This window comes from Cohnella sp. (assembly GCF_041640265.1).
Lineage (GTDB): Bacteria > Bacillota > Bacilli > Paenibacillales > Paenibacillaceae > Cohnella.
In genome coordinates this window covers 242,440-268,218 of sequence record NZ_JBEQAP010000001.1, presented here as the reverse complement: position 1 = coordinate 268,218, position 25,779 = coordinate 242,440, and the positions used below count along the sequence as shown (strand labels likewise).

Here is a 25,779-nt window from a genome sequence, read left to right as displayed (position 1 = left end):
CCCTGTGGGGGAGCATGCTTTTCTGAATTATGGTAACCTGTAGGTGAATCTAATTTAGCGCTAAAAACGGAGTTGTTGTGATGGGAACCAAGTTTGCTAATCTTCAAATAAGAAACATCGATCCTGCTGAAATTCAAAGGCTGATGCCAGACTGTATAGTAAGGGAGCTAGCTAAAGGTTGGACTACAGTATTGCATGAACAATTTCAAATTGGACAAATTGAAGGGGAAGCTCGCAAACTTTCTAAACGAATAGATAATGCTGTACTTTCCGTTGGATATTATGACGATGATATTTTAGTATTAAATATATTTCAAAGAGGAAAATCCGTGGCACTTCATGTTTCTAATGATGCGTACGGTTATGATGCCAAGACGGGTAATCCAACAAGCTTTCAACGCTATCTGGAGCTAGATGAGGGGGCTGCAAATATACTAAAAGAAGTCTTCAAATGTGAGAATCTGGAGCAGAAAACTAATCTTCTCGAAAATCTTTTTGGAGTACCTTTATGGATCGGTTATCATGATTTCAGTCAATCAAGCGAAGAAAACCTCGAACGTGAGTTTACCAAATTAATGGTTATGGATTATATCAATGAATCTAAAGCTGCTAGTAAAATTAAAAATAAAACCAATTTACGACTTAGAACTGAATTTGAAGGAATGCCTGAGATCTCTTCATCATTGTATATATTACCTAAGGCTAACGGGAATTTTCTCGTGGATGATCCCAATACTTATGAATTGCAGACCGATGGATCTCTTATTCTCAAAAAAACAGACCTCGATAGAGTAAGTACTTCCGCCTATCCATTGTTACATACGCCAGATGGAGCCACGATTTATTCGAGTTATGGACCTGAAAGTATCATCTTTGAAATCGGAGCAGACGAAGAAAAAAAGTGGGAGTTAAAACTAAAATACTTAAAGGTTCCTCCTGTTCTACATAACAATAAATTTTTTATGCATGCAGAGATTGATGATGAGTCAACTATAATTAAGCTTAACCGTCAAGGGCATATCGAATCTAGCATTAATCTACCTGCGTGGGGAGGTTGTCATTGGAATACTTTCCTCTTTGACAACTTAAATCGGATGTATTATTGCTGCAGCCTAAATGAAGGCGATATTAGAAGTACTAAACTTTTTTGCTTTGATGAAGAGCTTAAACCATTAGCTCAGCTTGATATTGGTGATACAAGCTTTGATTCTGTTATCGACAAACAATCCGGAATGATAACTTTATTTGTTTTCCAGAATGAGATTGTGATGGTCGATTCGAATACAATGCAGGTAAGCAGAAGAAAAAAATGTACGGAATACATAGAATTAATATTGGTTGATAATAAAAACAACGTTTATATCAAAAAGGGAGAAAGCACAATAGAATTGTTGAATACAAATTTAGAAGTTATATCCCGCCATAGATTGAAAGGTCAAATACATAAGAATTTTATTAATTCGGAAGGCAATCCTTGCTTGGTTACTTGGAACGGCAGTAAGTGGAATTCCGGAAAAGAAAAAAGCATGATCAGAGTATTCGAGGTTTATTATTAATATTGAAAATAAAGTAAATGCTAAATTCGAGTGAGTCGACGGAAGGCGGCACGTTCCCGCTGACTATCGCTGGAGAGATGACCGTCAAGGGATTGACGAAGGAGGTTATTTTTACAGGACAAGGTGCATTTGAGCAGGGGGTCTTAAGCTTGAAGCGAGCACGGTCGTTACGTTCGATGATTTCGGTATGACCAACCCGCACACAGTTGTAATGGATACGGAGAACAATCTCACCGTCGAGCTTCGGTTAATATTTGGCAAATAACATTGCTTAATCTTCAAAATCGGTTGCTTCGGCGGCCATTTTTTTATTTACTTCGCTAAATTGTGGAGTATACGTGCAGAAGATAAAATAGGAAGTTAAAATACAAGGAGGATTAACTACAGACATAAGATGGCTAGATGGAAATTAAGAAAGCTAAGGTTGACGATATCTTCATTGATATTTAGTCATATCATTCATTAAGTATGAGTTTTTGTAAAAAACAACAAGGAGAAGATGGTTATGATTTCAGATTGGAAACAAGCTGAGGAAGTATTGAGGGACATTGAGGTCGTAGGTCATGAAAACAATAAGCCTGTTTCCATTATAGGTTTTTCAGAACATTTACGTTGCATCGGCATCGGAACGGATGCCGCGGTCTTTTATTACCCGGACACCCCTAATTACGCATATAAAGTGTATTCCGCTCAGTCATTAGAGAAAAAGGAAGTGGAAGCAAGTATATACGAACGCTTAAAAGGATCGCCGTATTTCCCCCAATGTTATGGAGCCGGACCTAACTATTTGGTTTTAAGTTTTGAACAAGGAGCTACCCTATATGATTGTCTTTTACAAGGTGTTCGGGTTCCAGAGCAAGCGATCCAAGACGTTGAGGACGCCCGCGAATTTGTCCGGAGTCAGGGGCTGAACCCAAGAGATATTCATCTAAAGAATGTGCTTTTGCAAGAGGGAAGAGGAAAAGTTCTTGATGTATCGGAATATAACAAGGAAGGAAACGATAGTCGATGGGAACACTTGGTATGGTCATACAAACATTTTTATCCTCTGATATGCGATGTAAAGGTACCGTTATGGATCTTGGAAACTATAACGAACTGGTATAACCGGATCGATACGGCAAGTTTTGGAATAGAAGACTTCTCTAAACGAGTGAGTCGGCTTTTCTTTGGGGAACGCAAATGAACTAGAACTATTTTTCGGAATATGGCATGTGGGAATTAACCGTTGTGCGGAAGTGCAGATTGACACTGTATAAGCAGCGAAGTAAAATATAGGTAAATGAAAGCCCTTACATGCGAGGTGATATAAACCCTCGCCTCTCTTAAAACCAAATAGAAATCGGTTTCATGTAATGGGTTTCATTAATAGCAAGTGATAAGGGGGGGTGAAGCGGCCAAGAAGCATGAAGATTCATAAGAGTTCGAGTCCGAACGTTAATGAAGCAGTAATAAGCAGAATAACCCGCATGGTGAAAGACTATTCCAAGGAGGTTAGGCGATTGAAACGTACACGTTTAAGGAAACTGACTGCCGCACTTCTCGCCAGTAGTTGTTGTCTAGGACTATTGGGGGGCATAAATGCCGGTACGGCAAAGGCGGAGAATCAGTCTGTCGACGCGTTTATTTCCATTGATGCATCGGTCAAATATCAGAAAATTGACAACTTTGGCGCGTCCGATGCATGGTCGATGGAACAGTTGGGCAAGTATTGGACGGAAGAGAATAAAGCACGGGTTGCGGATCTTCTTTTCTCTCGAGAGAAAGGAATCGGACTATCTGCTTGGCGTTTCAACATCGGGGCGGGCTCAACGGAAACCGACCAAGCAATCATTACCAATCATTGGCGTCGCTCGGAAGCATTCAAATCTTCAGCGGAAGGCGAGTACGATTGGAGTAAGCAGGCAGGACAACAATGGTTTCTGAAAGCCGCCAAGGAGCGGGGCGTCGACACGCTGATCGCGTTTGCGAACAGTCCGCCGGTATGGATGACGAAAAATGGCCACGCTCAGCCGGATTCGTCCGTTGGATCCACCAATTTGAAGGAGGGGTATGAAGACGAATTTGCCGGTTATTTGGTAGATGTACTGGAGCATTTTAAGAAAGAAGGGCTAGAATTTCAATACATCAGCCCGATCAACGAACCGACATGGGATTGGAACAAAGCAGGACAGGAGGGAAATCGTTATAATAACGACGACATAAAACGCGTCATCCTTGAGCTGTACCGGCAGATTCAAGCCAGAGGTCTCTCAGAACAAATTAGCGCTCCCGATGGCGTAGAGATTACGGCGCTGCTCGACGATGAAGTTTATAAGCAGTTCGCGAACAAAGAACGATACACAGGCGGCTCCAATAGTCTGGGAGTTGGAAAATACCGCGAATACATCAAAGACCTGCTGGGCGATCCGGAGCTAAAGGCAGCGGTTGGCAATAAAATTGCTTCCCACTCCTACTGGTCCGATTACAGTAACCCTGGTGACGACCGTCTTGGTGAACTTCGGGATTTACTGTATGCCAACGTCAAGAAATACGATGAAGCGGCCAAATATTGGATGAGTGAGTATTGCATCCTCGGTTCATACGGCCCAGGCCGGGATCTCGGCATCAACCCGGCTCTTCACGTTGCCCGTACGATCCATTTCGACATGACGCGAGCGAACGCGTCGGCTTGGCAGTGGTGGACTGCGGTCTCCAAAGAAGACTATAAGGATGGATTGATTTATACCGATTTCAATAATGCCGGGGACAAGCAGAACATTTTGACGTCAAAAATCTTGTGGGCACTCGGTAACTACAGCAAATTTATCCGTCCCGGCGCGGACCGCATTGCGCTTGCGGGATTGGACGAGCAAGCTCGGAGTGGTCTGCTCGGTTCCGCTTATACACATGGCGGAGAGAAGACGGTAACGAGTGTATTCGTCAACGACAGCCAGGACGACAAACGCATCAAGATTTCTCTAAGCGGACTGGGCAAGAACGACACGGTCTTTGTAATGAAATCTTATGTAACCTCGGCCGACAGGGATCTTACCCGAGCAATGGATGTGGCGGCTATGGCGGACGGAACGTTCGAAACGGTCATTCCCGCGCATTCGGTTGTAACCCTGAACGGGGACATAGTGAAGGCGAGCAAGAAACCTGACGCTCCCATCAATGTCAAGGCGGAGCCAGCCAATAAAGGTCTGAAAGTCATATTCAGTGCCCCGAAAGGCGCTTATGAGTACGAAGTGAGATACGGAGCGCAAAATGACAACCGGGAACAAGTCTTAACGCTGATGTCTGATGACGCGTTCATACTTCAAGGTTTGGACAACGGTAAATCCTACTATGTCACGATTCGCGCCGGAAACAAGCTCGGCTTTGGCCCGCCGTCGAAACGGGTATATGGTACACCAGCCCTCTTGGCTCCGGCCGGGGTCGCGGCAGTGAGTACCGACGGCGGCTTTAAGGCAGTTTACGATATTGAAACAACCGTCCCCGCATATCGTGTTCGTTACGGCAAACAGTCAGGCCATTACGATAATGAGCTGACTAGCGATACGCCGAACGGAACGATCTTAGTCGATGGGCTGGTGAACGGCTCGACCTATTACGGGGTCGTTGAAGCGGTTGACGGTCAGGAGGTTAGTCCTCCGTCGGCAGAATTTCAAGTGAAGCCGGATGTGTCCGCACCCGGCAAGATCATTGCCGTACCGGGTGATCGAAAAGCGCAGCTTGAATTCGCTCCGGTGGAAGGCGTATTGGGCTACTCCATTCAGGTCCTTTCCGGTTCGGATGTTGTTTCTTCCTTCAGCAGCGGCAAAACCGCCATCCCGCTGGGGGATTTAACCAACGGATCGCCGTTTGCCGTTCGTGTTTCCTCGGTCGGCAAGGGTGGTGCAGGTACCGGTTACTCGGAAACGGTCGTGACGCCTAAAGCCGAGGATATCCGCCTGGAAGACGATTTTGAGAGCGGCGATATGACAGGATACCAGCAGGATATTAGTAATTGGCTAATCGAAAACGGCCAGTTGAAGCATACTTCCGGTGGAGATCACCAGGGGGAACTTGGCGTCAATGGCTTACATCTGATCGATGGAACGATAACGGCTGTCGCCAAACATGGGACGCCGGGAGCAGATTGGGGTATCACCTTCCGCGGCAGCAGCTACTCGCAAGGGTACATGTTCGGCTACGAGAACGGAGCGCTGGTTATTCGCAGGGACGGTCAAAATTTAACGGCTTCCATACCGTTTACAGCGGTGCTAGGCGAGCTTTACAAGCTCGAGGTGCGGCTGGACGGAAAACGAATCAGAGCCTATATGGATGGGAATCAGGTGTTTGACATTACGGATACGGTTTACACAAGCGGACGTGCCGGTCTTCACAGCTGGGCTGATGCGGAATTTGCCTATTTGAAGATTACCCGCGACACTGAATCCCTATCGTCTAAGCCGGAAATATATCAAGTGAAGGAAGGCAGCCGGCAGGTGGCGCTGAAGTACAGCGAAGTAGACGGTGCTGATTCGTATGTAATCCGTTATGCGGCTTTAGCGGGAGGAGATTCCGCTTCCGTTGAAATACCCGCCAATCCGGGCTCGACGATTGTTACCGAGCTTGAAAACGGAGTAACCTACTCGTTTACGGTTGTCGCAGTGCGAGACGGTGTGGAAGCGGTGTCGGAGCCGGCAGTGGCAACGCCAATCGGCAATGATAGCCAGGTTCTCTTCTATGTTGATGCCGGTGATGGTACGCCTCTCCAGTTGGAGGATGGCGAGACATTCGGATCTCAACAGACACTGGAAGAGCAGCCGTATGGCGGTGACCCCGTGACAGGAATCAAGTGGGGTTATGAAGCTGACGACGGATCGACCTGGGCCCACACGGGTCCGACCGATGCGTACGAGTCCATTCGCCAATATGATGGAAATGTAAACGGTAAAGGGCTTGCCTACCGGTTTCAGATTCCAAACGGCACTTACAAAGTGACGGTCGGGTTCTTCGATCCGTGGAGTGCGAGCGACCGGACGATGAACCTAACGATCAATGGTGAAACGAAACTGACCGGTTATGTTATCGGCTCGAAACGGGAAGCTCAAACGTTCGACGGCATTGTTGTGACACAAGGTGAACTTATCTTGAAGGTACTTAAGGCAGGCGGATCGAAACCGATGTTAAGCTGGATTAAGGTAGAACAGTAGTATCGACCTTCCCCACCCAGGCATAGGTGACACATCAACACTTGTTATATAATTGAAAAGGAGCCGCCTTGGCGGCTCTGGCAGGAATAGGTCACCCGGGTCTAGGGAGCAGATCTATTCCTTTTTTTAACTACGACGGCATAATCTTCAAACAGTATTTCAAGCACCCTCGTACGAGGTTGAAACTAATAGTCATCTCATCATTGTCGCAAAAAGAGGCTGTCGTCGATTAACAGTTCATAACTTCGGAAATCTGCGGGAGACCACAAAATGAATGCGAAAAATCATACAAAATGAGCAGAACGCATATCGAATTAGTCGATTCTATGCGAAATTTCATACAAAAAACACGATTTGAGCCCGGATTCTATAAATGTATCCGAAAAATCATATACATTCTCTGCATGTATACGTTCACGTTAAAACTGTCCACAATTAATCGACAGCCTCAAAAAGCAACAATGAGAGCACCTAACCAAGAAACGTCCTACCATTGTCGCAAAAAGCGACAATGAGAGCACCTAACCAAGAAACGTCCTACCATTGTCGCAAAAAGCGACAATGAGAGCGCCTCGTAAATGATGTACTCCGTAAAGCACGCTATAACTCACCTTCGAACAGCGAGAATGTTATGTTCGTTGATTGTGCCGTCGTAGTTTTTAAACAGATCGATGTCTCCAGCTGCCATAGTATGAGTGATAAGACCCTAGTCATGAGACTTGGGTCTTATTTATTACATTTTTCGCAACATCTCCAACATTATTACGTCTATGATTATCGTAGTTACATACTAGATTATGGATTTAATAGAGTTATAAGGAGATTTTAAGGAATGGACTCAAAGCAGAAGAAGAACCAATGGTTGAAATGGTTTACGTTCGTCGCATTAATTGTTTCTCTTATCCCGCCTCTCTATCCCCAAGCTGTAGCAGCTGCACCTACTGACGGCAACGTGCTAACACTTACAATGAACAAAGCGCAAGTTACCATGAATGGAAACGTATATAAGACAGCACAACCTGCCTTGATCATCAAAGGCGTAACCTATGCCCCACTTAGCATGTTTACTGCCCGATATGGCTATTCAATCAGTTACAACAAATCTACTAAAGAGGTAACTGCGAATAGACTTGGTCACGAAATCCGTTTCAAAGAAGGTTCAAGTGTCTATACTGGCAACGGCAATAAGTGGGCGGTCTCAGGAAAGCCATACAATTACAAAGGCAGCATAATGATCGCAGTGAGAGATTGGAGCAAGGCAACCGGATCAACACTAACTACCGGTAAAGGGACGCTATCACTTACATGGAGACCCTCACCAACTGCTGATTTTAAAGTAGACCAGCAACAGATTTATGCAGGGGAGACTCAAGTCACGTATACAAGCCTGTCAAAGAATGCAGATGAGATCAAATCGGAAGTATGGACAGGAAATTATTCCATTTTCTCTGAAGGCGGGGCATATACGGTAACACGCAGCGTGCAAGATTCAACAGGAAAATGGAGTGCTCCTTATTCGGTTAGTTTCACCGTGCTAGGTCCGAATCAACCTCCGCAAGCACAGTTTACTACGGATAAAGACATATATAAGATGGGGGAACCCATTATTTATTCTGAGCAATCGACAGACGACGAGAGTGCCATCGTAGCTAAGGATTGGTTCAATAAAAAAGCGGCATTCTTTAGCAGTGGTAATCAGACGATTAATTTGCGCGTTACGGATAAACACGGTATTTCCTCTGAAATCAGTAAGACGATTACAATCACTAAGGAAGTTATGTACATGGAGTCAGATTTCAATCAACTCTTCACTCCGATAGGGGAAAAATATATAATCGATGGCACAAAGGTGCTGCGGATGACTAATATTCCATACACCTACAACGTATCGGATCGTAAGCTCATCGCTTCGGACAGCCCAGAGGATCTTACGGGGCCAGGGATTCTGTACCAGGATTCCATGCTTGGCGACTTCCGTGTCTTCCTATACCATAAGAATCTAAGCACCTTACCTTTGACGATATATATGGCGGCCACGAACGAGAGCCTAACGGATTCGGCTACTATTACCTTAGGGGCCTGGGGTAAAGCAGGACCTGACACCTTTGGTACATTGACAGGTAAGATGGCAGCCATTCGATACCTGGACTCGCAAGATAGCAGGATCACTTCTCAAATCGCACTAGCACCTGGTGAAACGAAATTGATCGTTCCTGAGCTTGGTACGAAGGCGTTGAATTTCGGGCAAATATTATCAGCATATGCAGATCTTAATACTTCATCATCGGTTAAAATTACGTTGTTCGCTGTGATGACGGGTCAAGATCCTTTGATGACAATACCTGCGCTTCCCATTCTGGAGCGTGACGGTAAGCATATTCGCGGTACCTTCCAGGGTGCGGATCGTGAAGTGACTATCTCTCAAACCTTGGGTGGGGAAACACAGCGCATCCAGTTCGGTGACCACAAGAATGATCCAGCGCTGGATGGCATCGATAAACTGAACGGACAGCTTGAGAATAACTGGGGAAATTTTGGTGTTGTATATCACACGGTTGTTCAAGTTAAAGCAAATACGCTAATTGCACTCAATGCACGTGGTGGTATATACTCCGGTGCTTTCAGGGTGAATAAGTTGAATGTACCCGTTACTAATACAAGCATGCTGATGGATAAAAATACCGTATGCCCAGTGTATCGTACAGGCCCAAACGATGAGACTGTCGAAATCTCGTTCCTGACGGCGCTGGGCTCCAATTTACCCATTAATATCTTGTTCATTCCGATGCCTATTTCATGAAGCTGAAGAAGCTATCTGTCATTTGGTGAAGCCTATTATTTTGGCACTCATAGTAGCTTATTTCGCTTCTAGAGCTTGAAAACAGCCCTGCAAAAGCTCAAGGATCATGAACTCCACGCAAAGCTAAACGACGGTCATTTTGAAGCCAATACTTTTTCAATAGACGATATGTGTATCCCGGATCTTGGGGATTCTCAACTGCTAGGAGGACAACGATGTTAACGAAACAGCAATTACAAGATATTGAACAACTGCAAAAAGAGTGCGAAACCTATGATCATTTACAACTAAAACTTAACTGGGAAATGCTGGGGAACCGCGAATCTAATCAGCTAGACTTTCTTCATTATGAAAAAGACGAAATTGTAGCGTTTTTAGGATTATATGCCTTTGGTTCAACAGTCGAAGTATGTGGTATGGTTAAACCGAGTGAGCGACGGAAGGGACATTTCCATCGATTGTTTCAACAAGGAATGGAAACAGTCAAAGAAAACAAATACAAAAAAATTTTATTAAACGCACCTGCGGGATCAGATGCAGCAAAAGCTTTTTTGAATAAATATGGCGCTGATTATGCCTTCTCAGAACATCAAATGGAGTGGCAAGAAAGGTTTCTAGAAGAAGTAGACGGTATTATTCTGCGACAAGCAACAGCAGATGATTATGACATGCGTGTGCGTTTATCTGTTACAGCGTTCGGTTTGGACGATGAAGATGCTAAAGCGATGGAAAGCAAGACCATCGGAGATGTAGACACAAGTATATTAATGATCGAAGTGAACCAAGAAACGGTAGGGAAAATTCGGGTGAGTTTAAGGGCTGGGCAAGCGTGGATTTATGGATTTTCGATTTTACCAGAGCAGCAAGGTAAAGGAATCGGCAGAAAAGTATTGCGTCGAGTCATCAAAGATCAAAGATCAGTTGGTCATTCAGTACATTTAGAAGTCGAAACGAAAAATGACCATGCTTTAGGTTTATATGAATCTGTTGGTTTCAAAGCTGTACATGCACAAGATTACTATACGTATCAACTTAAAGCTATAACGTAACCGTAAATTCTGTTCGGGACTTATTATCCGAATTTTCCTTTATTACTCCATACCCTACAAATGTCGTACCCGCCATAACCAAAATGGGTTCCAACCAATTGGCTTCCGATCCATTTGTAATACGATGAAGTTGAAAAATCCAGTGAAAGACAACAATATCAAAGCTTAAGAATAGCCCTGTGGCAACTGTAAATCCACGAAAAAAGGATTTTGAAAAGAATTGACGAAATATCGCCATCAGAATCATAAGCACACAAACGCCAAAGGAAACTGCTCCAATGCGTTCAGCCTGGGTTTGCAACTTATTAGCCTTACCTTCGTTTTTAAGTGTAAGGGAGTGAAAGGTAATGAAAACATTCTTTATGTGTCTACTTATTTTGCTTTTGGTAACTTCATGCAGTTCGTACTCGGTTAATGAACGACCAGGAGATAGAGGTATGGTTGGGGAAAAACCACCGAATGTCATGATTGAGATTGAGGATCAGAAATACGAAACGATTCTTGGAACATATTGCTGGAGTACAGGATGCGTGGATACGATTGGTCCAGTTGAACTCTTAGAAGGGGAAACGCCAATTTCCGTAAAACCAGGTGTTGTTATAAAGTTCGTTATGGATTATGAACCAAAGCCGAACCAATTTCATGTCACACAAATCAATGAAGACAAACGGACAGAAGTTGAGTTGAAAGGTAATCGCATTAGCGCACCTATACAAAAAGGGATATATTATTATAACTATGGAGTATGGTGGATGGATGAAGAGGTAGAAAACGTATCCCATGGAGATGCCTTCTATAACTTTGTTATAGAAGTAAATTAACAATAATCTAATTTGGAGGCTCTTCGGTATGCCTTCTTATTACGTTTATGCTATATGTTGACAGAGGGGTGTATTAAGGGCATAATACGAATGTGATGTATGAACTACTTAGTACACACACTTACAAATGAAGGAAAGAGGGAGCTGGATGACAAACCATGACAGCTGGAGCCAGGTAACGTTCAACAATCGGGACCCGGTCTACCTGCAGGTGGTCCGGCATTTCAAGGAGCAGATTGCGATCTTTCGTATGGAGGCCGGCCAAGTCATTCCTTCGAGACGAGAACTCGCGTTACTACTCAAAATTAATCCGAACACTGCACAGAAGGCATACAAGGAAATGGAGGAGCAGCAGTTGATTGTGACGGAGGGGAATTCGCCGAGCCGGATAACGACAAAGGCCGAGGTATTGCAAGAGATCCGGTCGGAGCTGCTCGCGGAGGCTGTAGAGGCTTTCGTAGCATCGGTTCGGAGGATCGATGCGCCGGTGGAGGAGCTGCTCGAGCTGGTGAAGAGAAAATACGAGCACGACAGAACGGCTGACAGCGCCGTGCGTGAAGGAGGGGCGGATCATGATTGAGGTCGACGGCATCTATAAGCGATACCGCAGGCGCAACGTGCTGAACGGGGTATCGTTTACCGCCGAGAAAGGGCGGATCACCTGCCTGATTGGTACGAACGGCGTGGGCAAATCGACGGTGCTGAAGGCGATCATGGGACTGACGCCGATTGCGAAGGGAACGATCCGTATTGACGGTCAATCGCTGCACCCCGCTCTGTACGAGAAGGTCGCTTTTGTCCCGGATCACCTGACGATGCCTTCTGGCATGAAGCTGGCCGACACACTGCAATTCATGGCCGATTTCTACCGGAGCTGGAATCCGGGGCGGGCCGATGAGCTGATGAAGTATTTCAGGCTTGACCGGAGTGAACGGGTGGGCAATCTGTCCAAAGGAACAGCCGCCAAGCTCAATCTCGTGCTGGGCCTTGCACAGGATGCCGGTTATGTGCTGATGGACGAGCCGTTCTCGGGCATCGATATGTTCAGCCGGGAGTCGATCACGGAGGTGTTCTCAAGCGAGCTTGTGGAAGATCGCTGCGTCCTGCTCACCACACACGAGGTCAGTGAGATGGAGCACCTGATTGATAAAGCTGTGCTGCTGCACGACGGCGTTGTCAGCCGGGAATTCGATTGCGAGCAGGTACGTTCCGACGAAGGCAAATCGGTCATCGACATCATGAGGGAGGTGTACCAGGCATGAACCATTTTTTCAAGCTGCTTCATATGGAGGTTCGCCGATTCCGGTATATCCTTGCCGGATTGATGGGCGTGACGGCGATCGTCCAACTGTGTGCTCTGTTCTGGACCGTATCCAAAGAGCTGAAGTTGAGGGAAACGTTAATGCTGCGGCCGGAGAAGACCGACTACGTATTTCATGAGCTGACGTTTGCCTGGGCGATGTCGAGCGCGCAGTTCTGGTTTTTAGTCCCGGTCTTTATGAGCATCACAGTGCTGAGTCTGTATATCTTCTTCATCTGGTACCGCGACTGGGTGGGCCGCCATACGTTCGTATACCGGCTGCTTATGCTCCCGACACAAAGGCGGAATATTTACCTTGCTAAGCTTACGGCCATTCTGATATTCATGTTTGTTATGCTTTCGTTTCAACTGCTTCTTCTGATTGTCGAAAATATGGTGTTCAACTGGATCGTTCCATCCGAACAAGGCGGGTCGTCTCATTTTGCGGACGCGGTATCGGCCAATCAGGCACTGGATATGTTGCTGCCGCATCAGTTTGGCCAGTTTGTGTTTAATAACGGGGTAGGCGTACTTGCCGTGTTGGTGCTGTTCACATCAATCCTTCTGGAGCGCAGCTACCGGCGGATCGGCATCCTGTACGGTATTCTGTACGCCGCCGGATGCTTTGCAGCCGTTATTGTTCCTCTGACAACGCTGGGCATCGAAAATCCGGGCGCGTATCTCTATCCCGGTGAAATTATCGCCATTGTACTGGTCATCGCCGCATTGCTGCTGGTCCTTTCGGTGTGGCTGGGACTCCGGCTGCTGGCGCGGAAGATTACGGTATGAGGAGGAGCATCATGAAGCGATACGTATTGACTGTACTTCTACTGCTGTTCGCTGCAGGAGGTGTTGGGGGGTATTATGTATACGCGGCAACAGACCGGTTGCCGGAATACAAGCTTGTGAAGGTAGAAGGCGACAGCCGGATCGGGTTGGAGATCGAGCTATCCGGCTTGTACGGCGGCAGATTTCGCTCTCAATTTCTGACCGTTTCCACCGACGGCAGCCGTTATTACAGCAGACGGCCTTTCTACGAAAATACCGTATTTTCGGCCCGGTCGTGGATGGGCGAAGTGCCGGGTCTCCGGGAGCTGAAACAGAAACACCGCCAATTCATGCGGGGAAAAGGTATTCCGGACGGATTTCTAATTGATGGCGAATGGGCGGTCTATGCAGAAGCGGCATCCGAGACCTCGAACACGTTAAAGATTGAACATCTCCATCTGGCATCGGGAAAAACGGCACGCTTTGTGACCGAACTACCCGTTCAAGAGGGATTGTCACGTATGCATGCGGTGGACGTGCAACGTCAAGGGAATGAACTCCACGTGCTGACGACGTATTACCTTGCTATGGGAGATAAGATGCCGAGCCAAGCCTACTTCGACAATGTGATCGATTTGTCGAGCGGTCGCTTGCTTCGCCAACAGAAGCTCGAGCCTAGTATCGACAGGCCTAAGAATGCGATGGTCGATGCCGTAACGGCCGATGGATTCACGACACCAAGCGGCTACGTAGTTCTAAGGGTGCGTGAAAACATTGCACAGGATGGATTGACCGAGGAGAATTCCATAAGTAACGCGGTGGATTCGGAGAGGCAAACCATCATGAAATCCACGCTCTACGGCTATTCCTACAAAACGGGCCAAATGACAAAGCTCCAGGTGCCGCTCACCGGATTAAACGAGCAGTGGAACGAGAATATCGCAGTAGCGGACAATCGTATTGTTGTGGTCACGAACCATGAGAAGCGCATAATTATTCTCGCGTATGATCTGGTCTCCGGCAAAATCGACAAGGAATTGATCATCGCTGCGGAGGATCTCGGCGTTACCCAGATGGGTATGACTCGGTTCAGGGATGGCAAAATTTATATGGCGGCGCAGCAGAGCTCTCTACCGATTGCCTTAGTGCTCGACTGGGAGAATGGGGCGCTGCTTTATAAAGGAAAGGCTGTATATGCCGGACCCGTGTCCGAAGCGGAAGAGGCGATTAAGCAGTTAACGCTGCTAGATCTGAAATTCCGTGCATGACGGCTGCGAAGGCGACTCCGGCGATGCCGGATGCAAGAATCGAGACGCTGCGGCGGTTGGAGGACTTCTGCTATCAGGTCGCGCATTATATTTTGTGCGACGACGGGCTGGCCGCGGAGGCAGCCAAGCGCGCGCTGCTTGAGGCAGGCCGGACGCCGGCGTTCCTTGCCGGAGCGGCAGAAGCCCAGCGCGAGTTGATGAAACGGTTCGCGGTCAAGCATTCTTTTGCGGTAAAACAAAACGGGCAGACGCGCTGAAGCGTTGCCCTTTTTGTTTCGCTTAATGAGGGAATGCCTTTATATGGGACGCCTCGGCAGTCTGCTTGGCTCGGTAAACAATTACTTTTAAAACGTCCCATTTTGGGTAATTATATACCCAAAGGTGGTGGTTTACTTTGTGGATTATAAAAACAAAACATAAAAGAGATGAAGATGGTGGGACCGTAGCTCTAGAACTGGAAACCGATGATAAGCGTCTTGATGTTAATGTTAGATGGGATGGTTGTACAGAAATTCACGTATATTCACTTACAGAAGAAAATCGTGAGCTAAAAGACACGTTTCATACGTGTGATCTAAAAGGATTTATTGATGAATTACAGACACTTAATAATGTTTGTCAGGATTACTTTGGTGAAGGAAGTTATTGGGAACGAGAAAAAGATGAAGAGGAATAGCCCGCGTGTAGTCTATGATTCTCCATATTTTTAAACCCAAGGGGCATTAGGATGACAAGAAAAACGGTTGTATGGATAAGTGTTGCATTACTTGTAACCATTACTCTTGTTTACCGAGACAAAATTAACGAAGCGAATCATAGGTTTTATGCTTTATTTTCCATATACGAAGCAAAAAATGACTTGGCTTTTTTCAGACTCTTAGAAAGGCCACCATCATTTCTTTCGCTTGCGGAAACCTTGGAGGAACTTAGCGCTGTAAGTGATAAAGAGGATCCTTCGGAAATACAAGCAATCATTGAGAGAGGAAAAGTGCAAGCGAACGCCCAGGATGAACATATTTCACTTCTGATTGAATTTAGCGACAGCTATTCCAGCCATGAGAGAACCGAGGCCTCAAAAAAGTTGTCTAACTACACAAAGCAGCAAGAGCAAGAGGAAATTTACATGATACACAATCGTACTGAGGTAGGAGACGTTATGTATTTCGTAAGTGGCCAGTATTGGAAAGCAAAGCCTAAACTGATTAGCCAAAATACGAAGGATACGCTTGCTTCAATCGCAAAAGAACTGCGTTCCATGGAGAAGACGTTTGCTACATTCGTAGATTACTACGAGCGATATTATGGATGGGACGATATGGAGGCCGCCTATAAAAAACAGTTTTTAAATCAATTAAAGCCACATCTCACGAATTTTGAAACCATTCAAAACGGTCTAGAAAATTACAAATAAAAAAACGAGAATATGGTCGCAAAAAGTAACAACGAGAGCACCTAACCAAGAAAAGTCTCATCATTGTCGCAAAAAGCAACAATGAGAGCGCCTAACCAAGAAACGTCTCATCATTGTCGCAAAAAGTAACAATGAGAGCGCCTAACCAAGAAACGTCTCATCATTGTCGCAAAAAGTAACAATGAGAGCACCTAACCAAGAAACGTCTCATCATTGTCGCAAAATGAGGCTGTCGATTAACAGTTCATAACTTCGGTAATCTGCGGGAGACCACAGAATGTATGCGAAAAATCATACAAAATGAGCAACACACACATCGAATCAGTCGATTATATGCGAAATTTCATACATAAAACACGATTTGAGCCCGGCTTCTATAAATGTATTCGAAAAATCATATACATTCTCTGCATGTGTACGTTCACGTTAAAACTGTCCACAATTAATAGGCAGCCTCAAAATGCAACTATCTGAAGGGATTGAGGATTTGATGACGATACCTATTTCTCTACCAGATATTTCATCAAGGCCATTCTATTTACAAACGGAACGCATGATAGTTTCGTCGCCGGATGTACTTTTTCTAGCGTGGACAAAGCAGTTCGATCGTTGGTTTGCAGAGCCTGGATCAGTGGTCATGAAGGGAGAAGTCAATACGGTCTTCTTCTTTGAGACAATCTACAAATCCGAAACGCAAAGTGAAGCACAGCGTCATCCACATTACGGACGATTTCTTAGGCTTGAGCAGAATCGTCTCGTTGAATTGACGTGGGTTACTGGGGCTGAGGGAACAAAGGGAGCTGAGACTGTTGTCACGGTTGAACTTGAACCTCACGGCAACGGCACATTACTACGTCTTACGCATACAGGGTTTCCAGATCAGGATTCGAGGAATGGACACGAACATGCATGGCATTCGTACTCGAACAGCTCTACAAGCGGATGGTGGCGAATAACTAATAGGCAAAGTTTAGTTGGTCAGATTGCCGATGCCTGAAGAAATAGAATATCGTAAGTCGCAGCGACACCTCCCGAGGTACTGAACTTATTTTCGTACTCTTTATACATGTTGGCGAACAGACGCCGTGATCCAAAGGCGTGCGAAGAGGCAGCTTCGGAAGTACTGGCTCCCAGCGCTTTGACAGATAGAAGAAAATCTCTTGCAGAAGCATACTCTTCCGTTTGAACCAATCGCTCACATTGAATATTTGAGAACCCTGTTTCCTTCAGCAAGCTTTTCCACTGATCTGCAGATTGAAACGATAGTCCGTGCCGCTGCGGCTCGATGCCGCCAGCATGGTAAACGGCATCAAAAGCCGTATGCAGCTCGCGGAATGTATCCGGCCCGAACGTCGCGAATGCTATCAAGCCTCCGGTGCGAAGCAGCCGGTGAAGGTGCTCTAGCGTTTGCTTCGGACGGCTCAACCACTGAAAACAAGCGCTGGAAATAATGAGATCGAATGAGGATGCAGGAGCAAGTGCCGCCCACATTTCGACATCGGCGTGCAAAAAGTGAACATGGGAAGGTTGCCTATTGTTGGAGCTGTAATCGTTTGCAGAACTTAACCTCATACGTTGTTCCGCCGCTAGTATCATTGCGGGTGCAATGTCAAGCGCAGTAATGGACGAGCATGGCCATTGGTTTACCGCAATTTCAGTGAGAGTACCGGTACCGCAACCGATCTCGAGAATATTAAGTCTATTAAACTCACCCTCACACGTCCATTTTTCGAGAGATTTTACAAGCCTATTTGCCATAATCCGCTGTACATGGGCATGAGTATCATAAGAACCTGCTGCGCTCCGGTTAAATTGACGTCCAATAGCAGTTTTTCTATTGATCATTCCACCAACTCCTCAGTGATTCAGCCAAGTGGCTTTCCCTTCCCAGAAACGGAGCATGCCCACTGCTAGGTATTGTTAGTAACTTCGCTCGAGGTAATTGCATGAGTAATTCTTCGGCCGCAGCGTAAGGACAAATCTTATCCTCGGAGCCATGCACAAGAAGAACCGGACACTCGATTTCCGACAATCGGGACAGGCATTCCACACTGCGAAGGACCTCTAGGCCGGCAACTAGCGCAAAGGTTGTCCAATTGCCAAAGAAGGGGAAACTTTCCCTGTGATCCATTCCTGATTTCGTATCCATGAAAAAGGACTGCTGAAATTTGTTTTCTATGGCTTTTCGTTCTTTCCTGATTCCAGTGATCATCTGTCTAACGTATACATCTGCCCAACCGAGATCCGCCTGTTCTTTAGGACGGGTAAATTTTGCTGTTGCTGAGAGCAGTACTAGGCCGTCCGCTAACTCTTGAGCCGCGAGTCTGAGCGCCAACAACCCGCCAAGCGACCAACCTGCTATCAGGAGCGGACCAGAGGTAGAAGACAAGATATTTATTGCCGCTGTTTCTGTCAATTGCAATATTTCCTCTGAAGAACCGGCAGTGCTGTAATCGACGGAAACGTGGTGAAAGTCAGGAAGTAAATCACGAAGCCGATCGAAGATTCTATCCGACATACTCCATCCAGTCAGCCATAAGATCGTACAGCTTAGCTCTGGTCGCATGAATCCAGTACCCCCAGTTGAAGTCCAATGCTGCGAATTCGCGTGACGGCATCTGTCAGTTCCTTGAAGGTATGGGCTGCTGACAGGGAGAAGCGGATTCGCGCCGTACCGTCAGGTACTGTAGGTGGACGAATAGCTGCCGCGGCGATACCTTCCGTTTCTAGAGCATGACTGAATCTTAGGGCCGTATCATTATCACCTGCGATCAAAGGTACAATCGGACAATTTCCTTCACCGACATTAAAGCCCGCCTGGCATAATGAGGAACGAAAAAAAGCGCTTGCCGTCAAAAGCTGTTCACGGCGCCAGTGTTCTGACTGTACCAGGTCCAGCGCCTTTGAAATACCGGCAATAAGAGAAGGCGGCAATGCCGTTGAATACATAAGAGGTCTTGCTTTATTCACCAACCACCTGGTTAGCGTGCTGCTTCCACAAACATAAGCCCCGTAGACGCCAAACGATTTGCTGAAAGTTCCCATATGAATATCCACATCATTCTCTAGCCCGAGCTCAAGGCTCAATCCCTCGCCGCGCAACCCGTAAATTCCTCCGCTGTGTGCCTCATCAACCATCAGCATGGCACCATATTCCTTTTTTAACGCAGCGATTTCAATCAAGTTCGCCTGGTCGCCATCCATGGAGAATACGGCGTCCGTAACGATTAACTTGCGCCGTCTATGACGGTGCTTATTCAATAACGCACGCAAATGTTCCATATCGTTATGACGATACCGGGCATGTTCAGCGCGGCTCATCACAATACCATCGACAATGCTCGCATGGTTGAACTGATCACTGAAAACCACATCGCCCCGGCTCACAAGCGCGCCAATGACACCGGCATTAGCCATATATCCATTTGCAAAAACAAGTGCCGCATCACGGTTCTGCCATTCTGCCAACGCTTGTTCAAGCTGCACATATGACGGCCGGTTGCCGGTCACATGCCGTGAGGCGCCAGCGCCGGCACCTTCGATGAGGAGTGAATTGCGCATCGCTTCAACAATAGCAGGATGTTGGGCGAGTCCCAGATAGTCATTCGAAGACAAGTTGAGCAGCACTCGTTCTCCGCGCACCGTATAACCAGGGCTTTCGGGGACCGAAGCACTAACACGCAAGCGACGTTCCAATGATACGCGATCCAATACTTCAAGTTCTTTTTCCAACCCATTCATGAACAGCCCGCCTTATAACGCGTTTAACTCAATTTCAAAGCCCAAATCTTCAATGATTTGATGATCGGCTGAAACGTCTTGCCCTTCCGTCGTTAAATAGTCGCCTACAAAGAGTGAATTTGCTGCGTACAGAGATAGAGGCTGCAGGGTACGAAGGTTAACCTCTCGCCCGCCGGCCACACGAATTTCTTTAGACGGACAGATGAATCGGAATAAAGCCAATACCTTCAGCGCTTTTATTGCCGAGGTACGGCCTGCATGTTCAAGCGGGGTTCCCGGAATCGCATGGAGGAAATTGATTGGAATGGAGTCCGCATCAAGCTCGCGTAACGCATAAGCCATCTCAACAATTTCCCGATTCGTCTCACCCATTCCGATAATGACACCGGAGCAGGGAGACATGCCGTGTGTCTTTACCTTTTCTACGGTTTCAACACGTTGATTGTAGGTATGGGTCGTGGTGATGGATGGGAAGTTAGCTTTGCTTGTGTTCAAATTATGGTTGTATCGGTGAACGCCTGCTTCTGCAAGACGTTCGGCTTGACCGTCCTTTAGAATTCCAAGGCATGCGCAAATTTTGAGCGGCATCGTTTCACGAATTTCTTTAACCGCGTCCACCACTTGATCTAATTCCTTTTCTGTCGGTCCCTTACCAGCAGCAACAATGCAATAAGTCCCTGCCTGACGAGCCATCGCTTCACGTGCGCCTGCAAGCAGCGTATCTTTGTCAAGCATCGAATATTTATTTACCGGCGCTGCAGATACGATGGATTGAGAACAATAGCCGCAGTCCTCAGGGCAAAGACCGCTTTTGGCGTTGATGATCATGTTCAGCTTCACTTTTTTGCCGTAAAAATGTTTTCTTACCTGAAAAGCAGCTTGCATTAGTAAAAGTATTTGCTCATTATCCGTTTCCAGAACGGCAAGCCCTTCTTCTACCGTTAAACAATTCCCACTCAGTGCTTTTTGGGCAAGCGACTGCCACTGCAAATCGTTTTCCATCGTCTTAATTTCCATCTTCCCCTTTTGGTTGTTTTGAAAATACCTCTCTGACAGGCGTTAATTGAATGGTTCCTCGAACGGTATGTACTAGAGTTTCTTTATTCGCCTCACCATGCAAGCTGGGAAACCGGCCAAGGACTTTCAGGCCGCCGTAACGTTCGATAAGACTTGCATTCGCCGCAATACTCGGATCGTCATGAGATTCTGCAAATTCTCCATCGTTCATAATTACACCTACGATCGGGATTGCACGTTGCCGCAAGAACGATGCTGTTAGAAGTGTGTGATTAATCGTGCCGAGGCCGGATCGGGCTACGATCAGAGCCGGTATGCGAAGTTCCGAGATCAAGTCAATTACGAGGGAATCCTCGGTCAACGGTACAGCTGCGCCACCTGCGCCTTCGATGAGCAGTGCTTCATAACGATTGATTAGCGGTTCACCTGCGGTGAGGATCTCCTTAAGTGTTAGGGTCACGCCAGCATGCTTGGCGGCTAGCATTGGGGTAAGCGGTGCTTCAAATGTAAACGGCGCCACGGCCTCTGGCCGCTCATCAATACCCGTGCTTATAAGCAAACGTTCAGCATCCGTAATTCCATTGCCAATTCGTGCACCGGACTGGACAGGTTTCCAGACACCGGCATTCAGACCTTCGGCACGAAGTGCAGCGGTAAGAGCTGCCGTAACTATTGTCTTCCCCACGCCAGTGTCCGTGCCGGTCACAAACAATCCGTTGACCTTGATCATGTAGTTAATCTACCTTCGGTAACATCAACAATAGATGTTGCCAAAATATCCGTCATGGTATCCAGCTCATCTTCCGTGCTGGCAAGAGGCGGGATAAATACGACAACATTGCCAAGCGGCCTTATAAGCATTCCAAGCTCTCTAGCACGTACAGCCGCGCGAACGCCGATACGATCTGCCCAATCGTAGGGTTCCCGTGACGCTTTATCACGTACGAGTTCGATTCCAATCATCAGGCCCTTTTGCCTGATTTCACCGACATGCGGCCGTTCCTTAAGTGCTGCGAGCTTCTGCTCAACAAATAATGACTTTGCTAGTACTCCTTCTAGCATGTTCCGCTCTTCGAATAACTTTAAGCTGGCCAAAGCGACGGCACAGCCAAGAGGATTACCCGTGAAGGAATGTCCGTGGAAAAATGTTTTCTGCTCTTGGTAATCGGCATAGAATGCTCCGTACACCTCGTCTGTCGCAAGTGTCGCTGCGACGGGCAAGTAGCCTCCAGTCAAACCTTTGCCGACAACCATTAGATCAGGTGAAACGCCTTCCAGATCACAGGCAAACATGGCGCCCGTCCGCCCGAATCCTGTCGCTACCTCGTCAGCGATAAGAAGCACACCATGTTTGCGGCAAAGCGCAGCCATCTCGCGTAAACAGCCTGAAGGCATGACGATTATTCCCCCTGCTCCTTGCACAATCGGCTCCACTATGAGTGCTGCGATCTCATCCCTGCGAGTCTCTAGCAAAATGCGAAGAGCGGTTAATGTAGCTTCCATTGCATCCGCCGCACCGCCCTTATGGCGGTAAGCATAAGGATATGGAATGACATGTGAAGGAAATAACATAGGCTGGAACACGTCATGATACAACGGAATCGCGCCTACGCTAATCGCGCCAATTGTATCCCCATGGTACGCTTGATTCATCGTAATAAATGTCTTTTTACCCTGCAGCCCACGATTATGCCAATATTGAAATGCCATCTTAATCGCGATTTCAACACCGGTTGCTCCTGAATCAGAGTAAAACACCTTGTTTAAGCCTTTCGGTGTTATCTCCACCAGCTTCTCAGCAAGCTCGATGGCAGGAATATTGGCCATTCCGAGCAGTGTAGAGTGGGCGACTCGTCCTAACTGATCCGTGATCGCCTGATTCAGCTCCGGCACGTTGTGTCCGTGTACATTAAGCCAAACAGACGAGAAACCGTCATAATAAGAACGTCCATGGACGTCATACAGCTTAATACCTTCGCCTCGTTCAATAATTAGAGGGTCGGAGCTGTTGTAATCTTTCATTTGAGTAAAAGGATGCCATAGGTATGCCTTATTCATGGCGGCAAGACGTTCAATATGCGTTGACAATAATGATCACCATCCATTGACCTATTAATTGTTAACCAATTTTTATATTCAGGTTGACATTTAACTTTGGTAATTTTAGCAGACAGAAACACCTCTGTAAAGATAATCCGAAGTAGAACGCAGAAAAAGGTAATGAAGGGGGTGACAGTGACAGATAAAAACAAACAACCCTTCTACTTGGAGCATAGAAAGGTTGAACGGTATATTAAAAATATAACGGCGAGCTAAATAATCAGATCATCTTTTTTTGTTGAAGCAAGGCTTTCAACGCTTTGTACTTCTGAACGCCAGTGATACCTAAGAATATTCCCACGATAACAAGAATAATACCAAGAAGCTTGTTGACATAGATGTAGTCAACGATACCGAACACAGTAAGCATCAGCCCGATTACAGATATAGTCAGTGGGTTCGTTTGTTTTTGTTTGGGTGTTTTTTGATCTAACTTCATGGGACACCTCGCGTATCGATTGTAATATCTATTAAAAGTATAACTTAATTGCTCAAGCATGGGTAGATGATTTAGATGGAGGTTAATCGATACCAGATTAATCGGCAAGGGAACCAGGTGGAGCCAATCGCAAGATCAAAGCATTTACCGCAGTGGAGGGAAGACAAGCCGGATCCTTTGTTCACGGTCCACACATCTCGGTCACGTCGTAGTGAATTATCTCCTTCTTAGACATGGGTTTACTCCCGCGTCCGCTGTTCCAGACTTTGGCGAAAACGGTGCGAATCTCCATTCATCAGTAAAATGTATGGGGTTTCTAAGCAGCTCGAGTGCGGTTCCGTAATTAGACCCGGACGGGGATGCTGCGAACGCTCGAGTTTGTTAATTTTGTGGTTTAGCTAAGGTGTACCGTAGCTAATTGTATTCGCATTGCAAGGTCCTTCTATAGCCACAGGAGAACCTTCAGCTGCTCTAGCAAATAACTGATAAACATGGTGGGCATTAGCATTTGTTGTAACTATAGCTTTAAGATGAGTTAGAGCATCTACGTTTGAACCTATGTCATCGGAATTATCTACGGCAGTTGCAAAAATTGAACCATCTTGTACAAGTGTTAATTCTATAGCTTCAGCACCTACAGGTCCTTCCCATCCAACACACGCATTGACTTCAACAAATCGAGTACCTAACGGCACGAAATGTCCCCATTCTAAAAGTAAAACCGGGGTCGAACCAACTTCAATACTAAATGATTCCGTAAAATTCGTTAATATAGCATGTGTATAATTAAGTGAGGTTTGAATAGTTTTATCTTCATGATGACGATGAGTTTAGTAGCGAACAATCCGGAGTTTAAAGCTATGCATGCCTACAATGTACAGGTAAAGAAGATAAAGAAAATGAGATCCATAATGAAACTGTGTGGCAAACTAGCTAGAATTTTAGTTGGAATGGCTCGTAGTGGTGAAGCCTACAACCCTCATAAAACGATGCCCATCAAGCTAGCAGCTTAACCTATATTCACCGTTTAATTGTACGAGTTTTGTCTTATTCGCAGGATTTCAAAGAAAGCACGGAGTACCGGATGTATTCAACCAAGGAGAATGTGTGCAGTATATGGAATAATATGGGGTTTTAATCCCCCCCCCCCCCCCCTGTATTTCCTTACGCCTTCATGTTGCTCAGGTCTATTACGAGGTCTCTCTTTCTATCTTTCTGTGCTACTAGCAAGGGTGAAATCCTGCGAATAAGCGAGCATTCGTAAGAAAACTATATCGTGCCGAGGGAGCTTAATAACCCAACGAAAAGGCAACCGATTAGACCTGGTTGCCTTTCCCCGCTAGCGGGCAGGTTAGTTGGTGGCTACCTTGAATAGCCCTAAATTGTTCTAAGCACTGAGTAAATACTTTATTTACTCTGTAGAGCGACGGATCATGCTTTTCCGTCGAGTCGTGCGTATAGGATGTAGTCCACGGCAGCCGGCTCGAACCCTCTTGCGCGAAGGGCGACATTGATTTGGCCGCGATGGTACTGGCCGTGCAGGGCGACATGTATCAAAATGTCCCGCGCTGAAGTCTCGAACGGTGCCCCGGCCTGACTACGATAAGCGATCGGCTTGTCTAGCCAATCTTCGGGTAGGGAGTCGAGCCAAGTCCGGAAGCCGCTTCCGTTCGCCTCGATCAGCGCGGCGCAGTCGGCCGGATCGGCATTATCTAACCATAGCGCGAGACCCTCACTGCTCTCGCCGCGTAGCCGGGTCAGCTAGATACGCTCCGCTTGGAGCAGGTGCAGGAACAGGTTCGCAGCCTTGCTGGCTTCGTCCGCCGGCGCGGCTCGCAGCGCCTCAAGCAGCAGGCGGTTTGCCCAATCCATGTGTGCGAACAAGTTTCGAATCGTTTGCATAACTTTTCGACCTCCATAGTCCTTTGATCTCTTACCTCTTTCTCTTTGATCGTATCACGCACGGGAGCGATAGCCAACGCCTTTGCGTGCGGAGACTGCGCGCGATTCTGGGTTGCATCCATATGAATACTTTCACATTGCTGAGCAAATTAAGGAAATCCAAGAAGGAACAATGGAAATCGTGCAAGGAAACTGCGATTTCTATTCTATTGAAGAAAGAAAACCATACTCAGATGATGTTATATATCACAAGTTCAGATGTACTTCATGTAACAGAAAGTTTGAGTTAACTGTTGAGACTTATCATGGTTCAGGTGGAGCAAGGGATGTAGAGAATATGTGATTACATAGTCGATTTACTTCAAAGGAAGTAACAAATATAAAGATACTGTGTAATTTTAACAGTTGCAGTAAAGCAACATTT

General features: G+C 46.4%; 27 protein-coding genes and 1 pseudogene. 16 read left to right on the top strand and 12 right to left on the bottom strand.

The genetic code is table 11. The features are described from left to right. Positions 1-80 precede the first annotated feature (80 nt). From ACESLK_RS01285 to ACESLK_RS01260, 6 genes are all read left to right on the top strand, one after another. Positions 81-1,556, top strand: coding sequence for a hypothetical protein (locus tag ACESLK_RS01285; protein WP_372660995.1), 1,476 nt, complete (start codon positions 81-83; stop codon positions 1,554-1,556). Between the two features lie 17 nt (positions 1,557-1,573). Further along, the gene (locus ACESLK_RS01280) at positions 1,574-1,747 is read left to right on the top strand and encodes a hypothetical protein (protein WP_372660992.1); all 174 of its coding nucleotides are present in this window, start codon (positions 1,574-1,576) and stop codon (positions 1,745-1,747) included. Between the two features lie 314 nt (positions 1,748-2,061). Beyond that, on the top strand, positions 2,062-2,742 hold the full coding sequence (locus tag ACESLK_RS01275; RefSeq protein WP_372660989.1) for a protein kinase family protein: 681 nt from the start codon (positions 2,062-2,064) through the stop codon (positions 2,740-2,742). A 316-nt stretch (positions 2,743-3,058) separates the two neighbouring features. Continuing rightward, positions 3,059-6,739, top strand: a complete 3,681-nt coding sequence (locus ACESLK_RS01270) for a glycoside hydrolase (RefSeq protein WP_372660986.1) — start codon at positions 3,059-3,061, stop codon at positions 6,737-6,739. Between the two features lie 832 nt (positions 6,740-7,571). Next, a complete protein-coding gene (locus ACESLK_RS01265; RefSeq protein WP_372660983.1) occupies positions 7,572-9,539 on the top strand; it encodes a stalk domain-containing protein in 1,968 nt (655 codons plus the stop codon). A 215-nt stretch (positions 9,540-9,754) separates the two neighbouring features. Further along, positions 9,755-10,588, top strand: coding sequence for a GNAT family N-acetyltransferase (locus ACESLK_RS01260; RefSeq protein WP_372660980.1), 834 nt, complete (start codon positions 9,755-9,757; stop codon positions 10,586-10,588). Here the strand turns inward: ACESLK_RS01260 and ACESLK_RS01255 are convergent. Next, on the bottom strand, positions 10,578-11,054 hold the full coding sequence (locus tag ACESLK_RS01255) for a hypothetical protein (protein WP_372660977.1): 477 nt from the start codon (positions 11,052-11,054) through the stop codon (positions 10,578-10,580). The genes ACESLK_RS01260 and ACESLK_RS01255 overlap by 11 nt on opposite strands. On the opposite strand from ACESLK_RS01255, the gene ACESLK_RS01250 reads away from it, so the two are divergent. The 9 genes from ACESLK_RS01250 to ACESLK_RS01210 all read left to right on the top strand — a co-directional run bounded on the left by ACESLK_RS01250 (position 11,026) and on the right by ACESLK_RS01210 (position 17,153). Further along, entirely contained in the window at positions 11,026-11,409 is a 384-nt protein-coding gene (locus ACESLK_RS01250) for a hypothetical protein (protein WP_372660974.1), read from the top strand. The genes ACESLK_RS01255 and ACESLK_RS01250 overlap by 29 nt on opposite strands. 148 nt (positions 11,410-11,557) lie before the next feature. Then, complete coding sequence (locus tag ACESLK_RS01245; protein WP_372660971.1) at positions 11,558-11,989, top strand: GntR family transcriptional regulator; 432 nt, start codon at positions 11,558-11,560, stop codon at positions 11,987-11,989. Continuing rightward, positions 11,982-12,671 (top strand): ABC transporter ATP-binding protein, encoded by a 690-nt coding sequence (locus ACESLK_RS01240; protein WP_372660969.1) that lies wholly within the window; start codon positions 11,982-11,984, stop codon positions 12,669-12,671. The genes ACESLK_RS01245 and ACESLK_RS01240 overlap by 8 nt, the downstream gene beginning before the upstream one ends. Further along, positions 12,668-13,498: a hypothetical protein gene (locus ACESLK_RS01235; protein WP_372660966.1), complete on the top strand. Its 831-nt coding sequence runs from the start codon at positions 12,668-12,670 to the stop codon at positions 13,496-13,498. Before ACESLK_RS01240 ends, ACESLK_RS01235 begins: the two co-directional genes overlap by 4 nt. Positions 13,499-13,509: 11 nt before the next feature. Beyond that, a complete protein-coding gene (locus tag ACESLK_RS01230) occupies positions 13,510-14,745 on the top strand; it encodes a hypothetical protein (RefSeq protein WP_372660963.1) in 1,236 nt (411 codons plus the stop codon). A 23-nt stretch (positions 14,746-14,768) separates the two neighbouring features. Further along, positions 14,769-15,002: a hypothetical protein gene (locus tag ACESLK_RS01225; RefSeq protein WP_372660960.1), complete on the top strand. Its 234-nt coding sequence runs from the start codon at positions 14,769-14,771 to the stop codon at positions 15,000-15,002. A 137-nt stretch (positions 15,003-15,139) separates the two neighbouring features. Further along, on the top strand, positions 15,140-15,421 hold the full coding sequence (locus ACESLK_RS01220; protein WP_372660957.1) for a hypothetical protein: 282 nt from the start codon (positions 15,140-15,142) through the stop codon (positions 15,419-15,421). 51 nt (positions 15,422-15,472) lie between these two features. Further along, the gene (locus ACESLK_RS01215; RefSeq protein ID WP_372660954.1) at positions 15,473-16,156 is read left to right on the top strand and encodes a hypothetical protein; all 684 of its coding nucleotides are present in this window, start codon (positions 15,473-15,475) and stop codon (positions 16,154-16,156) included. Positions 16,157-16,709: 553 nt separating this feature from the next. Beyond that, a complete protein-coding gene (locus tag ACESLK_RS01210; RefSeq protein WP_372660951.1) occupies positions 16,710-17,153 on the top strand; it encodes an SRPBCC family protein in 444 nt (147 codons plus the stop codon). On the opposite strand, the gene bioC is transcribed toward ACESLK_RS01210, so the two are convergent. The 9 genes from bioC to ACESLK_RS01165 all read right to left on the bottom strand — a co-directional run bounded on the left by bioC (position 17,135) and on the right by ACESLK_RS01165 (position 24,148). Continuing rightward, positions 17,135-18,001 carry a malonyl-ACP O-methyltransferase BioC gene (gene bioC / locus ACESLK_RS01205; RefSeq protein WP_372660948.1) on the bottom strand — a complete coding sequence of 289 codons (867 nt, stop codon included), beginning with the start codon at positions 17,999-18,001 and terminating at the stop codon, positions 17,135-17,137. The two genes, ACESLK_RS01210 and bioC, sit on opposite strands and share 19 nt — an antisense overlap. Further along, positions 17,991-18,722 carry an alpha/beta fold hydrolase gene (locus tag ACESLK_RS01200; protein ID WP_372660945.1) on the bottom strand — a complete coding sequence of 244 codons (732 nt, stop codon included), beginning with the start codon at positions 18,720-18,722 and terminating at the stop codon, positions 17,991-17,993. Before ACESLK_RS01200 ends, bioC begins: the two co-directional genes overlap by 11 nt. Then, positions 18,707-19,897 carry an 8-amino-7-oxononanoate synthase gene (bioF, locus tag ACESLK_RS01195; RefSeq protein WP_372660941.1) on the bottom strand — a complete coding sequence of 397 codons (1,191 nt, stop codon included), beginning with the start codon at positions 19,895-19,897 and terminating at the stop codon, positions 18,707-18,709. The genes ACESLK_RS01200 and bioF overlap by 16 nt, the downstream gene beginning before the upstream one ends. Positions 19,898-19,909: 12 nt before the next feature. Next, on the bottom strand, positions 19,910-20,899 hold the full coding sequence (gene bioB / locus ACESLK_RS01190; RefSeq protein WP_372661386.1) for a biotin synthase BioB: 990 nt from the start codon (positions 20,897-20,899) through the stop codon (positions 19,910-19,912). A 4-nt stretch (positions 20,900-20,903) separates the two neighbouring features. Further along, positions 20,904-21,644 carry a dethiobiotin synthase gene (gene bioD, locus ACESLK_RS01185; RefSeq protein WP_372660938.1) on the bottom strand — a complete coding sequence of 247 codons (741 nt, stop codon included), beginning with the start codon at positions 21,642-21,644 and terminating at the stop codon, positions 20,904-20,906. Further along, positions 21,641-22,972, bottom strand: a complete 1,332-nt coding sequence (gene bioA, locus ACESLK_RS01180; RefSeq protein WP_372660935.1) for an adenosylmethionine--8-amino-7-oxononanoate transaminase — start codon at positions 22,970-22,972, stop codon at positions 21,641-21,643. Before bioA ends, bioD begins: the two co-directional genes overlap by 4 nt. Positions 22,973-23,234: 262 nt before the next feature. Beyond that, complete coding sequence (locus ACESLK_RS01175) at positions 23,235-23,453, bottom strand: hypothetical protein (RefSeq protein ID WP_372660932.1); 219 nt, start codon at positions 23,451-23,453, stop codon at positions 23,235-23,237. Between the two features lie 71 nt (positions 23,454-23,524). Further along, positions 23,525-23,647 carry a DUF5348 domain-containing protein gene (locus ACESLK_RS01170; RefSeq protein ID WP_372660929.1) on the bottom strand — a complete coding sequence of 41 codons (123 nt, stop codon included), beginning with the start codon at positions 23,645-23,647 and terminating at the stop codon, positions 23,525-23,527. A gap of 204 nt (positions 23,648-23,851) precedes the next feature. Beyond that, entirely contained in the window at positions 23,852-24,148 is a 297-nt protein-coding gene (locus ACESLK_RS01165; protein ID WP_372660926.1) for a hypothetical protein, read from the bottom strand. A 102-nt stretch (positions 24,149-24,250) separates the two neighbouring features. Here ACESLK_RS01165 and ACESLK_RS01160 point away from each other — a divergent pair. Beyond that, a pseudogene (locus ACESLK_RS01160) lies at positions 24,251-24,466 on the top strand (IS110 family RNA-guided transposase); the annotation flags it as partial. Between the two features lie 418 nt (positions 24,467-24,884). Here ACESLK_RS01160 and ACESLK_RS01155 read toward each other — a convergent pair. Next, positions 24,885-25,133: a DinB family protein gene (locus ACESLK_RS01155; RefSeq protein ID WP_372661383.1), complete on the bottom strand. Its 249-nt coding sequence runs from the start codon at positions 25,131-25,133 to the stop codon at positions 24,885-24,887. 81 nt (positions 25,134-25,214) lie between these two features. Next, complete coding sequence (locus ACESLK_RS01150) at positions 25,215-25,355, bottom strand: hypothetical protein (RefSeq protein ID WP_372660923.1); 141 nt, start codon at positions 25,353-25,355, stop codon at positions 25,215-25,217. Positions 25,356-25,779 lie beyond the last annotated feature (424 nt).

Excerpts from the sequence above, each read along its gene's own strand:
- ACESLK_RS01285 (WP_372660995.1), top strand. The coding sequence starts at position 81 with ATGGGAACCAAGTTTGCTAATCTTCAAATAAGAAACATCGATCCTGCT.
- ACESLK_RS01280 (WP_372660992.1), top strand. The coding sequence starts at position 1,574 with ATGCTAAATTCGAGTGAGTCGACGGAAGGCGGCACGTTCCCGCTGACT.
- ACESLK_RS01275 (WP_372660989.1), top strand. The coding sequence starts at position 2,062 with ATGATTTCAGATTGGAAACAAGCTGAGGAAGTATTGAGGGACATTGAG.
- ACESLK_RS01265 (WP_372660983.1), top strand. The coding sequence starts at position 7,572 with ATGGACTCAAAGCAGAAGAAGAACCAATGGTTGAAATGGTTTACGTTC.
- ACESLK_RS01260 (WP_372660980.1), top strand. The coding sequence starts at position 9,755 with ATGTTAACGAAACAGCAATTACAAGATATTGAACAACTGCAAAAAGAG.
- ACESLK_RS01250 (WP_372660974.1), top strand. The coding sequence starts at position 11,026 with ATGGTTGGGGAAAAACCACCGAATGTCATGATTGAGATTGAGGATCAG.
- ACESLK_RS01255 (WP_372660977.1), bottom strand. The coding sequence starts at position 11,054 with ATGACATTCGGTGGTTTTTCCCCAACCATACCTCTATCTCCTGGTCGT.
- ACESLK_RS01245 (WP_372660971.1), top strand. The coding sequence starts at position 11,558 with ATGACAAACCATGACAGCTGGAGCCAGGTAACGTTCAACAATCGGGAC.
- ACESLK_RS01240 (WP_372660969.1), top strand. The coding sequence starts at position 11,982 with ATGATTGAGGTCGACGGCATCTATAAGCGATACCGCAGGCGCAACGTG.
- ACESLK_RS01235 (WP_372660966.1), top strand. The coding sequence starts at position 12,668 with ATGAACCATTTTTTCAAGCTGCTTCATATGGAGGTTCGCCGATTCCGG.
- ACESLK_RS01230 (WP_372660963.1), top strand. The coding sequence starts at position 13,510 with ATGAAGCGATACGTATTGACTGTACTTCTACTGCTGTTCGCTGCAGGA.
- ACESLK_RS01225 (WP_372660960.1), top strand. The coding sequence starts at position 14,769 with ATGCCGGATGCAAGAATCGAGACGCTGCGGCGGTTGGAGGACTTCTGC.
- ACESLK_RS01215 (WP_372660954.1), top strand. The coding sequence starts at position 15,473 with ATGACAAGAAAAACGGTTGTATGGATAAGTGTTGCATTACTTGTAACC.
- ACESLK_RS01210 (WP_372660951.1), top strand. The coding sequence starts at position 16,710 with ATGATAGTTTCGTCGCCGGATGTACTTTTTCTAGCGTGGACAAAGCAG.
- bioC (WP_372660948.1), bottom strand. The coding sequence starts at position 18,001 with ATGATCAATAGAAAAACTGCTATTGGACGTCAATTTAACCGGAGCGCA.
- ACESLK_RS01200 (WP_372660945.1), bottom strand. The coding sequence starts at position 18,722 with ATGCGACCAGAGCTAAGCTGTACGATCTTATGGCTGACTGGATGGAGT.
- bioF (WP_372660941.1), bottom strand. The coding sequence starts at position 19,897 with ATGAATGGGTTGGAAAAAGAACTTGAAGTATTGGATCGCGTATCATTG.
- bioB (WP_372661386.1), bottom strand. The coding sequence starts at position 20,899 with ATGGAAAACGATTTGCAGTGGCAGTCGCTTGCCCAAAAAGCACTGAGT.
- bioD (WP_372660938.1), bottom strand. The coding sequence starts at position 21,644 with ATGATCAAGGTCAACGGATTGTTTGTGACCGGCACGGACACTGGCGTG.
- bioA (WP_372660935.1), bottom strand. The coding sequence starts at position 22,972 with ATGAATAAGGCATACCTATGGCATCCTTTTACTCAAATGAAAGATTAC.
- ACESLK_RS01175 (WP_372660932.1), bottom strand. The coding sequence starts at position 23,453 with ATGAAGTTAGATCAAAAAACACCCAAACAAAAACAAACGAACCCACTG.
- ACESLK_RS01150 (WP_372660923.1), bottom strand. The coding sequence starts at position 25,355 with ATGCAAACGATTCGAAACTTGTTCGCACACATGGATTGGGCAAACCGC.